At 63.4% G+C, this 16511-nt stretch carries 1 protein-coding gene; it reads right to left on the minus strand.

What is annotated here, in order from left to right; genetic code table 11:
* Nucleotides 1–14 precede the first annotated feature (14 nt).
* Nucleotides 15–16337 (minus strand): DUF4214 domain-containing protein, encoded by a 16323-nt coding sequence (locus tag PX653_RS26375; protein WP_277415594.1) that lies wholly within the window; start codon nucleotides 16335–16337, stop codon nucleotides 15–17.
* Nucleotides 16338–16511: the final 174 nt, after the last annotated feature.

The raw sequence follows: 16511 nt of genomic DNA on the forward strand, positions 1-16511 counted from the left end.
GCTTAGGGAACTCGCTACTGTTGCGTCGGCATTACGTTCCGAGATCGAGATCGCTCCTGTTTGGTATCGTAATGAAGTATACCCCCTCCAGAGCCGGTGGGAAATACTTCAAGAAGCCTGCCTCCAAGCTGAGGCAGAGTATCACCTAGCACGGGCAACGAGTTCAAATAGCCCATCGCTACTGGCGCGACTTTTCCTATGACGGCACCGCCAGCCGCGGCAGTCACAGCCTCAGTTTCAGAGCCAGGATACATCACGTCAGTAAGGGCGCCAAGCGTGCTAAACGAATGTAACGCAGCGGTTCCTAACGCATCGCCTCGCCGTGCTCCCCATGTTGCACCATCGAGCGCCCAACTTTGCAGTGTGGTCTTGGTATATCCAAAGAAGTCAGATCCTCTCGAGGGCTCCGCCGGTGACACGATATTGGCTTCGCCGTTCGGTCCTATATGGTTCAGATTTGGGACCAGCCGCATGCTGCTATCGGCCACCCTGTAACGCTGCTCAGTACCCAGTGCCTCTCGGGAAGCCATAGCAGCGCCTTCACTGAAGGACTGACTAGCGTTCGACATGTCGAACTCTGGTACGCTCCGTTTTGCTGAGCTAACTCCATTCAGCGAAGCGAATTTTTCGGAGTCACTCATCTGGTCGCGCACAGCACGGTCAAATTCGCCATTGGTGTAACCGCTAGCTCCAAGAGGTGCGGATTTCCAATTTCTTAACCAGTCTGGACCACGATCAATCGAATCAGAGAAGGATTGCGTGGGCGTTGGTGGTGGTGGTCCGAACCTTTTTGCTAGATCATCTCCCAGCGCATTACCAAATGCATCCGCAGCAATCTGAACAATCTCGATTTTGCCGCCCCGAGCGACTGCAGCGGCTGCCCCCGCAGCAAACCCGCTAGCGGTAGCCTTCATTAGTTTGCTATCGCCAAACAAGGCAGCAATACCATTGTTCCCGTTAAGATATTCCGTCGCTTTCGCGCCGACCCCGGCTCCTACTGCCGAAGCAGCCACATTGCGCCATTTGAACCCATCCTGAAGGCCGGTAGCTACTGATACTGCTTGGGTAACTACATTCCCCACGGCGGCCCGCGCCATTGCCTGTGGAATGCCAGGACCGCCAATTGAGGCGAGCGCTTTACCAGGAGCCGACATATCGGAAATGCCGCCGCTGACCGCGTTACTGAGGGCGGAGACCGCCACCGCCTTCCAGTTAAACCCATCCTGCATGTCCATGGCGATACCGGCGGCCTGACTAGCCACCGAGCCTGCAGCGCCTGCGACCGCCAACGTGGCTAACTGGCCGCCGAGCCCCGCACCCAGCGGGCCGAGGAGGGCGGATGCCATGGCCGTAACCGCCACCGCGACGACAACCATGATGACCTGACCCAGAACGCCGCAGCCCTTGGCCTTCGGCGGCGGCATTACAGGTGCCGTATTCCCGATCTGTTCGCTCGGGTCGTACGGCTTGTACGTGTCGTAGTCCCCGTGCACCGTGTTGACCCGCGCCGGAATCCGCAGAATATCGCCCACCTTCAGCGCCGATTCCGCCGTCAGCGCATTCGCATCCGCGATCAGGTACCACAGGTTGGCGTCCCCCCACACGCTCTGGGCGATGCTTTGCAGCGTCTCGTTGGCGCTTTGCACGCTGTAGCTGCTTGGTGCCGCGACCATCGATGGGCTTGTCACGGGCAGGTAGTTCGAGCCCAGGAGATTGTCCTTGTCGCCGTCTTCCTCGCCCAGCACGTTGCCGTTGACGATCAGGTTGAAGCCGCCGTCCTTGCCCTCGGGCTTGTACGACTGCACGTGGCCGTCCGCGTCGTACCACAGCCGGTTGCGCACGGTCGTCTTGTCGGTCTTCGTTTCCAGGATCGAGATCCGGTTGCCGTTGGCGTCATAGGTGCTGGTGACCACCGAGCCGTCCTTGGCCAGCGTGGTCTTCAGCTCCTTGTACGCGTCGCGATAGTCGTACTCGATGCGGTAGATACCCTTGTTTTTGCCGTCGGCGGCGGACACCACGTCATAGCCGGTCAGGTTGCCCATTTCGTCGTAGCCGTTGAACCAGATGTCCTGCATCCCATCGAGGCTGGCGTTCAGGTCCTTCTGGCGGGTCATGTGGCCGAAGACGTTGTACGTATAGACCCGCTGGGCGATGTCGATTCCCAGCGCCTTGAGCACGTCGGCCACGCCGCGTGCGCCTTTTGCCGCCAGGCCGGACTGGCTGATGCGTCCGGCGTCGTCGTAGTGACGCTCGTCGATCAGCAGGCCGTCGCGCCGGATCGATTGCAGGCGGCCAGCCGCGTCGTAGCGGTAGGTCTCGGTCGTTTCGGCGTCCTTCTCGGTCCCGTAGGAGATGAAGTTGTTGATGACGCGGGTGCCCGAGTACGTGTCGCTCAGGCGGTTGCCGGAGCGGTCGTAGGTGATCTCGTGGCCGCTGCCGCGCACGGCCTTGCCGCGGCCTTGCGCATCCACTTCCCAGTTGCCGTTGACGATCGTCTGGCGGTTCATCGCGTCGAAGGCGTTGAACTTCGTGATCGGATCGGCATTGCCATAGCGGCTGACGATCTTGACGCGGTTGCCGTTGGCGTCGTACTCGTAGTCCAGCGTCACCAGGTCGTCCTGGACGCGCGTGATGCGGTTCAGGTTGTCGACGGTGAGGGTGTTGTTCTGCAGGCGCGTCGGCGCGTCTTGCGGCTTGCCCAGGTAGACCTGGCGCTCGCCGACGCGGTTGCCGGCGCTGTCGTAGGCGTAGATGGTCGACAGGGACGTGGCCCTGTCGTCGATGCGCACGAGGTTGTCGCCGCTGTAGGTGTAGTAGAGCTTCTGGCCGCGCTCGGAGGTCTGCGAGCGCTGGTGGCCGGCGGCGTCGTAGCCGTACCAGGTCGTCCGGTTGCTCATGTCTTTGCTGGTGTGCAGACGGCCGTTCTTGTACTGCCAGGACAACGACTTGCCGTTGGCGTCCCTGCTGGCGATCTTGTGGTTCTCGGCGTCGTAGGCGATCAGCGTGCGGCCGTAGATGGCGCGGACGCCGTTCTTGTCGAACGTAGCCGTGGCTGTGGAGATCACGTTGCCGCTGCCGTCGTATTCCTGCTCGGTGCCGGTATCGTTCGAGCCCAGGCTGCGGACCAGGCGACCCAGCTCGTCGTACTTGCGGGTCTGCACCAGTTCCTTGTGGGCGACCAGGTTCGACGGCAGCGGGCCGAAGCCGGTGTCGATCGCCAGATACACGTCCACCGCAGCGGTGCGGGTGGACAGCAGGTGGCCCAGGTGGTCGTAGCTGTAGCGGGTGGTGACGCCGGTGAGCACTTCGCCGTTGGCGAGGACGGTGTCCGGCTGCGTGGTGGACAGGCGGTTGCCGAAGGCGTCGTAGGTGTTGGTGACGACGCCTTCGTCGGCATGGATTTCCCGTGCCAGGTTGCCGGCGGTGTCGTAGACGTACTGCGTCAGCGCGCCGCGGCCGTCGACCGTGCCGACCAGGCGGCCGAGGGCGTCGTAGCGGCTTGTCTGCAGGGCCGTCTGGCTGCCTTTGGCGCCCAGGGCCGTGCCCGACGTTTGCTGGTTGGCGCCATTGTAGGTGTACGACAGCTTCCAGTTAGGGTCGCGCGGGTCGGTGATCGACAGCACGTTGCCCCAGCGGTCCAGGGTCAGCTGGTTGCCCTGGAAGGCCGGCTTGCCGCCGGCACGGACGGTGTTGCCGAGGACGACCTCCTGGGTGTGGCGGGCCACGTTGTCGGTGTTGACGATTTCCTTCAGGCGCTTGACGGCCCTGGCGGTTGCCGCAGCGTGCTGGCTCGTCGTGGCCTGCAGCGTTGCCATGGCGTCCGACACCTGGGCGTTGAAGCGCTCGCGCAGGACGGCCTCGGCCGTGCCGCCGTCCGTGCCCTTGCTGTAGTAGTCGATGATGTCGGCGACGGTCTGGCCGCGGTCGGCGGCGCGGCTTTCCCAGCGGGATACCTCGGTATCTTGCGGTGGGCGGCCCAGGACGCGGTTCAGAACCTGCCTGACGAAGTCGCTGTCGCTTTGGCCCGCAGGGTAGAGCTGCTGGCCTTCGAGCGATTCGATCATCCCTTTGGCGATCGCCGCGCGTGAGAGTTGTTCCTTGTTAATCGAGGCCACCCACGAAGCCAGTCCCGGTGCATCCGGCACGCGGCCCAGTACCGCCCGGTACAGCTGGGCCAGCGGACGGATCGTCGCGGCCGACGTCGTATTCGCCAGCGTGGCCTGCGCCACGGCGTCGTATTTGGCAGCCGCGTTGCGCGCGCTCTGGCTGGCCAGGCGGATTGCCGGCATCAGGTCGTCGGTGACGCCAGCGTTGATGACCGTTTGCAGCTTGCCGGCCACGCGGTTGCCGAACGTGATGCTGTCGTCGTTGCCCAGCAGGGGCACGATTGTGATCCACTTTTTGACCAGTTCCTCGCGGCTGAGGGGTGGAGGACCCGACAGGTCGCTCAGCCAGCTTTGCAATCCAGCCCCTTCCGGTGCGCGATCGAAACTGGACCTGTACAGTTTGGTCACGAATTCTTCGTTCGTGGTGCCGGTGTAGATGCTGGCGCCTTCGGGGCCGGTCATCAGTTCCTGCACGGCCGTGGTCAGCGGCATCCCAGCAGCCAGTCGGTTCGTCCAGTGTGCGAGTTCGCTCAAAGCCGGGGCGCGATTCAGTACCGTCAGGTAGAGCTGGGCTACCTTGGCGGTCTGTTGAACCTCTTGCGTCATCGCGGCGGTCTTGACGTAGGCGTCGGCCATCAACGCATCGGCCTTGCCGCCCTCGGCGTAGCATGCGGCGAATTTTGCTGCTTCCGTGGCACGGGCGAAGGTTACAGCGGCATTCCTGTCGGCTGCTTCTGTTTTTTTCAGAGTTTCGGATCGATCGAATGCGCGTTGGTAGTCAGCTTTTGCGGCATTTGCAGCGCGCACTGCACCTGTTGCCAATTTCACTTTCTCGGCCACACTGGAAAGTGCATCTATCGTCGTGACTACTTTCTCAGCATTGTCAGAAGTTGCTCTATCTGCAACGGCCTTCGCGGTTGCCGCTGTAAAATTGTTTTTGTAATTTTCAACAGCGTTGTCGTAGGCAGTCTGTGCCCGATCTTTTGTATCTTGTGCAGGCTGCTCTGCTTTCACATAATCATCCGCAATTTTCCTGTCAGCGAGGATGCGAGTATTGGCCTTCGGTGTCAGATATGCTTTACCGTCTGCCGTTCTCAGGAAAAATAGGGCTAAGCTGTTCCGAGTTTGAATTCCAGCGTTGAGCTGATTAACCCAACCGTCGATGTCTGTGCTCGGCACGCTGCGTCGGTTCTGCGTTAAATCGTAAAGCTTGGTCACGAAAGCGCGCGTAGAAAGATTCAGGTAAGCGCTTTGAGGCTCCCCTAACAAGCCGTTGACGATCCCCAAACGTAGCGTTTCACGGTCAGCTTCGCTTGTCATGCGTACCAGCGCTCTGATCTGGTGGGCCATCCCGGGGAAGTCCGTCCTGCCGCGAATCCCAACGTATAAGTAGACGATTTCGCGGAATGCCGAGTCGTTGTTCAGCACTGTTTTGCCGTCTGCCGCGTTGGTCTGCGCAACTGAAAGCGCGGTCTTCGCCTGGTCAAGGATGGCCTTCTTGAGACCCGGCGCGCTTTCGATATCCCTTGCGTTTGTTTCTGCCTGCAATGCGTTCCACCCCGCCAGCAAACTGGCATCGTTTGCTTCGGTCTTCTGCGACCTGAGGAACTGTTCGATCTTCGCGTCAAAGGCAATCCTGGTGTCAAGCTGCTCGGGTTTGCTGTCGCTGTATCCGAGATAAGTCGTCAGGAAATCCAACGTGACTTTATAGCGCGAGGCCTGATCGCTAATTTTGCCCGCCCAATCGGCGACGGAGTCCTGCGTGTCCGCCTCGCGCCCAAGTATGCGGCGGTACAGAACCTTCACGAACTCTGTGTTGTCAGATGTGCTGAATGCGCCGTTAGCCTCGGCGCTCAGCATCATTACCCGTACCACGTCTTCCAAGCGGGTGTGCTTGAGTTGGCCTTCAATCTCGGATAGTGTAAGCGTGCGCTTCTGCGCAGTTGCGCTGTTGGGATCGCGCTGCAGCAATGTGACGTACAGCTGCATGATCGTCAGGCGTCGTTCGGCAGTACGGTCCCCTGAGCCGTTGGCATCACTTAGCGCTTTAGTCGTTGCTGCAACATCCGTAGATCTGCCTTGCTCCGTCGTGCCAACCTTGCCAAGTAAGCCGTCAAGTTGCAACTTGATGCTGTCTAGCTCATTCACGCGGGCCGTAGCCTTGGCGATTTCCTCTTGCGATGCCTGAGCCAGAACGGTAAAGCTTTCGCTCACACGGGTGAGGAACGCGCTACGAGCTGCCAGATAATCGGAAGCCTGCTTGTCCGGCTCGGCGCTGGTGTAGGAGGTAAAGCTCGACAGAATGCCCCAGGCAACCTGTCCGCGCGTCAGCGCGCTAGGTCCCTGCAGCTTGTTGATCCAGGAATCCACTTCGGACTGCTTCGGCGTGGCCAGCCCCTTCAGCATCATGCTGTACACCTTGCGCACGAAATCGCCGTTCGACATGCTGGGCGGGTAGATCGACGTGCCTTCCGGCGGCGCATCGATAAACCCTTGGGCAAGTCGTTCTCCCGTATAAGTCGGATATTTCATCTGCTCGGCGAAGCCCGCCAGGTCGGAATTTGCCTGGAACGACGCCTTGTCGCGACCCAGCAGGCCGACATACAGCTGCATGACCGTCACGCGGCGGTTGGCGTCGGTCAGGTTGACGGCATTAGCTTTTGCGGTTGCCAGTTGCGCGGCGGCCTCGGTTGCGGCATTCGCAGCCTGGGCCCTGGCCTGTATGCTGTCACGCGCCGACCCGACGTTGGTCAGCGCTTTCTGCGCCTTCTCCCGGAACAAGACCTGCGCCTGCGCATACGCATACCGGATCGCCTCGCCCGTATCGTTCGCGGTTACCTGCTGCAACACCGCGCGTGCTGCCGTCAGCTTACCTTCGCCACCCCAGCCGAACGGCGAGAAATTGATGGCGCATGCGACGCCCACGGCGACCTTGTTGTCATAACGAGCCCTCAGCTGTGCCTCGGCTGCCGTCATGCCCTGGAAGCGCATCATGCCATTGACGATGGCAACGGCCCCCTCGGCGTACTTTTCCTGCGAGGTCAGCAATGCGGCAAAGCCTGCCATCTCGTTTTTGGCGCCATCGCTCGTCGGTAACTCGCCCAACGCCAGCTTGTAGATCCGTTCTACGAACTCCAGCCGTGGCAGCTGGGTCGTCGGCAGCACGGTGCTCTGCATTGCCGCCTCCGAACCGTTGATGAAGCTGTGGGCGATAAGCGCGAGCTGGGCCACGCTCGCCACGCCCTGGTTGTCTTTCGTCAGCTGCGTCAACTGACTCTCGAAGCCCACGCTGTCCGGTGTCCGGTTCAGCAAGGCCACGTAGAGACGCGAGACCTGCGTGCGCATGTCTTCCATTGGCTGCGCGCCAGCGGCTGCCGCGGCGGCAGCCTGTACGGACTTGGCGACATTGGCGTTGGTTTCGGCAATGATCAGCGCATCCTTCACCGCTTCGTCGATCGCCCGCTGCGACGTGACCGCCGCAATGACGGCCTTGCTGACGTACTGGTCGTCGCCGATCGCCATGTTGGGATCGATGGGCTGCGAGAAGCTCAGGGCGATCGCCAGCTTGTTGTTGAACAGCTTGCGTTCGGCGATCTGTGCCGGCTCGCTGCCGGCGTACGTGCTGACCTGGTTCGTCAGCTTCACCACGAACCCGCCATTGGTAATGGTGCCGGCGTTCAACTTGCCCAGCCAGTCGCTCTGTTCCGCCGCGGTGGCGGCCCGGCCCAGCATGACCTGGTAGACGCGCCGCACCAGCTGTTCCCGATATTGCTGGGTACTCAGTCCTTTATTGGGATAAAGCAATGGGTCCTGCGCCTCGGCGCTTTCCAGGATGCGGTCTGCCACAACTTCGATCGACTGGTTATTGCTGATCGCACCCATCCACGAGGCAAGGCCGTCCTTTTCGGGCGCGCGGCCGAACAGTGCCAGGTAAACTTGCGCGATCTGTGTGCGGTCCTTGTTCTGCTTGCCCAGCGTCGCGGCCAGCGCCTTCGCGCCGGCCAGGTCGGTCAGCGCCAGGCTGTACACGCTTTGCGCATCGGCGGCATTGGTGCCGCGCTGGTCGACCGCGTAACTGAGGGCCGCCTCGACGAGCGCTTCCAGGCGCTTGCGTGCTGCCGTCTCGACGTATTCCTGGCCTTGTGCCGGCGTGTTCGGCTGCGGCATGTGGACGCTGGCGGTTTCGATCAGGTCCAGGATGACCCGGCCCCGGGCGTTGCCGGGCTGGCTGCGCGCGGCGTCGTAGCGCCCGATCCACCAGTTGAGATCGGTGGTGTAGTTTTCGTCGCCCGGGAGAGGGCGCCCGAACACCTGCCCCAGGATCCAGGTCATGGCTTCGGTCGTCTTGCCTTCGAAGCGCGCCTTGCCTTCCGTGCTGTCGAGGAAGTCCATCACCAGGGTGGCGAGGGGCACGCCGCCGTTCAGCTTCGTCACGTAATGGTTCAGGCCCGCCAGGTCGGCCGCGCGGCCGAGGACGACGGCATACACCCTTGCCAGCATGGCATTGGCGTCGCGCGATTGGCTCATCGCGACGCTGAAGGTACCGCCCGTCCGTTCGAACGCTGCTTCGCCCTCCGGCTGCACGACGACCTTGTATTCGTAGTCGCCCATCGGCAGGCCAGCCGTACTGAATCCCGTGTACGGGCCATACGCGGCCACGCGGTCCGGGCCCGCATCGGTCCAGGCATTGCTGCCCTTGATGCGGTATTGCACCTTGATGGTGGCCGGGTTCTCGCCCGGCTCTCCCACTTGCAGCAGCAGTGCCGTCGCGGCGGTGGCGGCTGGCTGGACCGACCAGCTGTCGGTGCGCGCATCGCGTATCAATGCCTGCGAGGCCATGTCGCTGCGCCGCACGTCGATCTTCCGGCCCAGTAGGTCGTAGCGCACGTCCGTGCGCAGCAGGTCGCCCAGTGCCAGCACGGAGCTCGGCACCTGCGCATAGGTGAGCGCCTCGGGGTCAAGGCTGGTGCTGACGATCTGCGCGGTGGCATTGCCCTGGATGTCGAACAGCGTGACCTTCCATACGCCGTCGCCGGCATTCGTGCGCCACGCGCGGCCAGCCTGGTCGTAGCTGGTGATCTCGACGATGCGCCAGTCGGCACCGGCAGTCATGGTAACGCTGGTCTTCTCGCCGAAGGCGTTGTACACGTATTGCCGCTTCGGATTGGGCAGGCTCACGTTCGTGAGCAGGTTGGCGTTGCCCGGCGTCTCGACGCTGCGCACGCGGCCCAGCGCGTCGTAGCGCGACACTTCGAACTGGACGTGGCGGTTGCCCCAGTTATCGGTGGCAAACTGGGCCTTGCGCGCCAGCCGGCCGTACACGTCGTACGACATGTACACAGCCGAACGCTCCGCATCCGCGCGGACGAACTGTTCCGCGTCCACCATCGTCACCGCGCGGCCCGCCGCGTCGTAGTGCGTGGCGGTGATGCGGTTGGCACCGTTGGCCAGCATCGCGGCGGTGGCGACCGGCGTGCTGCCTTCGGTGCCGTCCGGCGTGCCGTCCGCATAGTCGACACGCAGGACCACGTTGCCCAGGATGTCGAGCTTGAATTCGGTGAAAGCCGTCTTGCCGTCCGTTGCCGCGCGGCCCTGCCACGTGGCGCTGGCGTGGCCGAGCGCGTCGTAGGCCGTGTAGGCGCGGTTGCCCAGGGCGTCGGTGACCTTGACCTGGTTGCCGACGGCATCGTAGTCGTACGTCGTGGCGACATCGCCCGTCTTCTGCGCACCGTTTTCGTAATAGCCGATGCCGACACGCGTTTCCGCTGTCTTGCGGTCCAGCTTGTCGTACTGGTAGCTGGTTACGCGGTCGCTGCCCGGATTCGCCGTGACACCCTGGAACGATGTGGTGGTAAAGCTGCCGTAGGCGTTGGCATATTCGGTCTGGCGTTGCAGGTTGCCCGCGAAATCGTAGTCGAACGTCGTCAGGTAGCCGCTGCGGGTGGCCGGCAGGTCGGACAATGCCTGCACCTGGGCGATCTTCTCGCCCCGTACGTTGTAATACGACATCGTCACCGCGGCCTCGGTCACCGCCGCGCCCGCCGCATTCGCGCCGAACACCGCCTGGCGTACGATGGCGCCGAACGCGTCGTATTCGTTGACGGTCTTGCGGCCCGCATTCTGGTAGACGTTGCCGGTGGTGGTATGGGCATCGTAGATATACGTCACCGGCTGCATTTCCGACAATACCCGGCCCTTGGCATCATGGGTGTAACGGATGGTGCGGTCCATGCTGGCGCTCTTCGAGACGAGGGCGCCGAAACTGGCCGCGGAAGCGGTAGTCAGTGTCCGGTCCGCCAGCGCGGTCGCGATGTCGTGGCGCGTCAGCGCGACGACATCGCCAAACGCGTTGCGCTCATAGCCGGTGACGTAGTTGGCGCCATCGACTTCCCAGCACACACGGCCCGCCCGGTCGTAGATCTTGTAGCTGGTCACGCCGCCCACGTCCGTATTGGAGACGGCGTTGCCGAGCGCGTCATAGGTAACCTTGACGGTGCGCGGGTCGCTCGCCACTTCCACCGGCGTGGGATCGCTGGCATACCAGTTTTCCGATGTGTCGTCCTTATAGACCAGCACGGACGGCTGGGTGGTCTCGATCTGCCGGCCCACCGCGTCGTAACGGTATACCGTGGCGCGCTCCTTGCCCGGCACGCCATACGCCTCGATCCGGCGCACCATGTTGCCCAGCACGTCGTATTCCATCTTCGTGACGAGCGCCTGCTGCGCCGCGGCGCCCCAGTTGCCTGGACGGGCCAGTTCGCTGTCCGCATAGGCGGTCACCAGCGGACTCGTTTCGGTGACGAGGTGGCCCGCCGCGTCGTAGGTGTACGTCCACGTATTGCCGAGCTTGTTCGTGAACGACACTTTACGGCCCAGCGCGTCGTAGCCGTAGCGCTCGGTCTTGCCCAGGGCATCGGTAACGGCGAGGAGGTTGCCGCCCGCATCGTAGTCATAGAAAGTATCGCGCGTGCGCGGATCCGCGGTCTGCGCGATGTTGGCAGTCGCGGCGGCGTTCACGATCTGGTAGTCCGTGTCGGTCAAGGACAGCGTGATAGCGGTCGGGAAAGCTTGTTCCCGCGCCAGATGGCCATTCGCGTCGTATTCCTTTGCCGTCAGGTAGCCCAGCGGGTCGATCGCATAGCGCAGCCGGCCGTCGGGATAGTAGGCGAAGAATTGTTTGCGGTCCGCGGGCGTGGCTTTCCCCCGCATCAGGGAGGCAACCTCGGCTTCGCTCGACAGGCGGGCGGCCTGTTCGCTCGTCAGCTCCTGGGTATAGGCGACCGATACGATGACGTTGCCGGTGGCGTCGTAGCGGCGGAACGTGACGGCGCCTTCGGCATCGATCGCGTAGGTGGCGCGGTTGTTCTTGTCGTAGAAGGTACGGGTGACGCGGTCCGTGGCGGCAGCCGTGGGCTGGAAGTTCAGCGCAAGCCGGCCACTGCCGGCTACCGGCGTGGCGAATTGCGTGGACTTGATCACGTTGCCGCGTGCATCGTATTCGAGGCGGACGGCCGAGCCCAGCGCGTCCACGGTCGCGACCAGGCGATTGCCTGCGTCGTAGCTGTAGCGCGTCAGGCGGTCGCGGTTGTTGTCGACGGTTCCCGTCAGGGGGCTTGCCGCCGTCACGTTCGTCAGCGCCGTGGCGTGATCGCGCACGCTCAGCAGGTTACCCCCGGCGTCGTACTCGCGCGTGCTCAGCGCCCACTTGCCTTCGCCCAGCGCCTTGGCGCTGGCGGTCACGCGGCCCATGGCGTCGTATTTGTAGAACGTGACCGCATCGTACAGCGATGCTTGTGTCGGCGCAGTCATTGCCGCGATCTGCGCTGCCGTGGGCGTCGCGCCCTTCAATGGCGTCACGCGTCCGATGCGTTGCTGGACGTTGCCGGCGCCATCGTAGACGGTCTGCGCGACCGCCCATTCGCGCTCGGCGCCGGTGCCGCGTTGCGCCGTGGCGGTGGCGACGACGCGGTTGTTGTCGTCGTAGAAATACATGACCGTGGCGTTGCTGGCGCGGGCCTCGTCGGTGGCGCGGGCCGGATCGGCGATCCAGGCCGCGATCGCGGCGTCCAGCGGCTTCAGGTCGGTGCTGGTGAATGGCGTGGCGAAGCCGGTACGCTGGACCAGCCGACCGGCATTGTCGTAGGTCTGGCTCGTCACGGCCCAGCGGTTGCTTGCGCCCGCTTCCTGCAACGTCAGCGTAGCGGCCAGGCGGCCGTTCTTGTCGTAGACGAAGCGCTGGCGGGTGTCGTCGGCCGGAAGGCTCTGTGTGCCTGTCGCCAGCGCCTTCTCGATATCGGCCACGGCTGGCGCGCTTCCGAAACGCTTGGCATACGTGACCTGCTCGATGACCCGGCCGTCGGCATCGTAGCTGAACGCGGTCAGCACATTGGATGCATCGACCGTGGCGCGCACGCGCCCCGCCTTGTCGTACAGCGTCTGGACGATGGCGTCCAGGACGGATGGGGAGGTGCCGCCTGCGATGCTGAAGCGGGTGGTCTTGTCGGCCTGGCCGAACGCGTTGTAGCTGCTGACGGTGCGGTAGCCCATCGGGTCGATGGCGCCGGTGCGCTGGCCGCGCACGTCGTAGCTGAACGACTGGGTGCGGTCGAGGCTCGCGCTGGCCAGCGCAGCCAGCGCCGTCGCGTCCAAAGCGTTGCTGCCCGACTTGCCGTATTGCGTGATGCTGGCGACGGTGTCGCGCGCGCTGTACGTGCGGCCTTCCACGTTGCCGTTCGCATCGACCGAGAAGATCAGGCGGCCGTTGGCGTCATAATAGGCGCGCTGGGTGGCTGCCGTTCCGCCGGGGACCGTGGCCAGGTCCGTGCTGGACTTGTGGCCACGCCCGCCGATCGCCGTGGCGATCTGGGACAGCGGCGTGCGGTATTGCAGCGTGCCGGTGACTTCGTCGAATGCGTTGTAGACGGCCTGCTGCACCGAACCGTCGGCGTTGGCCGTGTAGACCTTGCGGCCGTCGTTGTCGAAGTAATACCGGGTGTACAGGGCCGGGCCGGCGGTCGGCAGCGACGCCAGGGTGCCGGCCGCTGCGACGGCGTTCATCTGCGCCGAGGTCAGCGGAGTCGTATGGCGCGCCACCTCGATCAGGTCGCCGAACGCGTCGTAGGTACAGCGTTCCCAGTCGCCGGCCGCGTTGACGGTCGCCGCGAGGCGGTCCTGGTCGTAGACGTACAGCGTGCGGTTGCCTAGCTGGTCGATCATGCTGGTGCGGCGGCTGTCCGTGTCGTAGCTGTAGCGGATGCCGTACGTGCCCCAGATTGCGTCGCTCTCGGCTTGGGTGGACGTGGCAGTCAGCTTCGCCGCGCCTTCGGCGCTCAGCTCGCCCGTGACGCGGCCCAGTGCATCGTAGCGCCGTTTCGTGGTCCGCTCCGCGCTGGTCGGGCTGCTGCGGGTGACCGAGGCCTGCTTGCCCGTTTCGTCGTACCCGTAGCGGATGATGTCGCCGTTGGCTGCCCGCTCGGTCAGCACCTGGTTGATCTCGTTGTAAGTGTAGGACGTGCTGCGGTCGTCCGCGCTGGTCTGCAGGCCGAGCTTGTCCAGCGTGACGGCCGTCGGGTTCGTGACCTTGATGGCGTACTGGCGGCGTTCGGTGACGTTGCCCGCGGCGTCATAGCTGATCTGGGTCAGGTAGTTGGCGGCGTCGACGATGCCGACCAGCTGGCCCTTGCCGTCGTAGAGGTTGCGCTGGTGCGCGACCTTGTCGGTCGCACCCGGGCGCAGCGCTGCGAGGTTGCCCGTCGCACGCAGGTCGGCCCGTGCCGGCTGCAGGGAGGTGATCGTGTCGACCAGGCGACCGGCGGCATCGTAGACCAGCTCGGTGAGGTAGCCGGCGCCATCCAGCTTGCCCACGACATTGCCGTCGCTGTCGTAGAACATGCGCGTGACACGGTCGTCCGCGGAGGCTTCCTGCGAGAAGACGGTGGGAATCCTGCCGTCGACGACCAGGGCGGTATCGACCGGCTTGGCGAACGCGGTCGAGCGGACCAGGCGGCCGGCACCGTCGTATTCCAGGCGGGTCAGGTAATTGTTGGCGTCGATCGATGCGACCAGGCGGCCGCCGGCATCGTAATTGTTCCAGGTGCGGCGGTTGGCTTGTGGCAGGGCGGTGGGGCGCAGGGCGGCCAGGGGTGGGTAGAGCAGGTTACCGCTTGCATCCATCAGGAGGCTGGTATCGACGTCGGCTGCGTAGCGGATCGTGCCGGTCAGCCGGCCGTCCACGTCGTAGACGTATTCGACCATCGACTTGCCAACGATTTCGGCGGATTTGCGGCCGACGCTGTCGTACAGGGTGTGGGTGGCGTTCCCGGTGGCGTCCTTGACAGCGCGCAGGCGGCCGTTAACGTCATATTCGAACGACTTTTTACCGCTGTTCTGGGGCAGCTTCTCCGCTGAATAATACGAGGTCGAATTGCCGGTCAGCAGGGATTCGATTTGCGATTGGGTCAGATAGGAAGTAACCTGCCCTGCGGCGTAGTACCCGGTGCTTACGGTACCCGTGACGTCGTCATAAGACGTGTCCTTGCGCGTGCCGTTGGCTTCGGCCTGGGTCAGCACCCGGCCCAACTCATCATAGGTATAGGTGGTAGGAAGATTCTTCCCATCGGTCACGCTGAGCAGATGGCCCGACTGGTCGTAGGTATAACGCCGCACCGTCTGGGTATCGTCCTCCTTGCCGACGCCATTCTGATAAGCGCTGTAGCTCGTCGCCCTTGCGACTTGGCCTCGTCCGTCGTATCCATAATCGACGCGACTGGCAATGCTGTCGGGCACCGCCGCGATGCTAGCGGCCCAGTCCTTCAACGTGCTTTCGGTAGCCGCGTCGGTACCGGAGGGCACACGGTTGTACAGCAACTCGGCCGCGAGCTGTCCTTCCGTGTTGTAGCGGTACTCGGTGACTTTCCCCGTCGCCGACAGCAGGAAACGCGGGCGATTGGCCGAATCGTAGACATAGCGGCGGGTGAGGGCGCCCGAGGCCGTCAGCGGACCGGCGCCGTCGGGATCGGGGGCCGTGTAGGTTGTTTCGCTCTGCAGGAGGTTTGTCGCCAGGTCGTACACCCGGGTAATCGTGCGGCCATCCGCGTCGCGTTCCAGCACCCGGTTGCCATTGCTGTCGTATTCATACACGGTGGCAAGGCCGGCAGGGCTGACGATGCGGTTGACGTTTCCGCTGCCGTCATAATAGTACGAGGTGATGAGCTGGCTGGTACCGAGGTGCCTCGTGACACTGCTGAGCTGCTGCCGCACATTGTAGGCGTAGGTGACGCGGTCGCCACTGGGTTCGGTCACCGTGGTGCGGCCGGGAACCGAATAGTCGAATAACGTAGCGTGTTTCAGCTCATCGGTTACGCTCGTCACACGGCCCTGGTCGTCGTAGCCGAAGTTAAGGCTCCTGCCGTCGTTCTGCAAAACCTGCTTCACGCGGCCGCTATCGGCCCAATACTGATAGCTGGTGCGATACACCTTGCCATCCGCAATGGAGCCATCTTTCGGGCTCATGTCGATGACAACGGCAGTCAGGCGGTTCTGCGCGTCGTACTCATAGTAAGTACGCACTTCTTCCGTGCCGCCGGCCGGGGTCGTGCGGATCCTGGCCAGGTTGCCGTTGACGTATTCGTAGCGGCTGACGTCGCCGCTCTGGTCGGTGACGGTCTCGAGCTGGCCGGCGCCGTTGTAGGTGTACTTGACGCGGTCCTTCTGGTTTTCGCCGGTGGCGACGAGGCGCCCCGTCAGGTCATAGCGCTCATACACGCCGTTGCGGTCGCGGTTGTCGCCCAGCCAGGTCCAGCCGGTGCCGTCGCCCACCAGCGTATCGTGGGCGCCGGCGCCGTCCGTGCTGCGGTAGACCCCGACTGCCACGTCGAACGCGTACAGCTGGCTGCTGCCGTCGCTGTCGGTACGGGTGACGGTGCTGCCGTCCGTGTTCAACGTGCCGGTCAGGTTGCCGATCCGCTTGGCGGGCCCCGTCATCCAGTTGCGGCCATTGCCGGTGGAAAGATTGCCCTGGGAGTTATAAGTGCGCGTCAGTGCGACATCGACACCCAGCGACACGAGCCATTCGTCACGGTCGCTGATGACGAGGTTGCCGGTGGCGGCGTTGACGTAGAACGCTTCCTTCGTGGCGCCATGGGTGCTGTTGCCAAACAACCCCGCCGAACCCAGCGTGCCCGCCGAGCTGTTCTGTACACCCAAGCCATTTCCGCCAACAATCGCAACCATTCTTCACTACTCCATCTGATAAGCATTCCGGCCCGCTCGGGCCTCTCTTGGAATGTATCCACGGATATTTCAGGAAGTTTAGGCTTTTGAGATTATTTTTGCATTGATCGTAGCTTGATGGAAATGTTTCAGGGATAGCCATACAGCTGCGGCAGCGATACGGTCTCCTGCCGC

The sequence above is a fragment of the Pseudoduganella chitinolytica genome (genome assembly GCF_029028125.1).
GTDB classification, from domain to species: Bacteria; Pseudomonadota; Gammaproteobacteria; order Burkholderiales; family Burkholderiaceae_D; genus Rugamonas; species Rugamonas chitinolytica.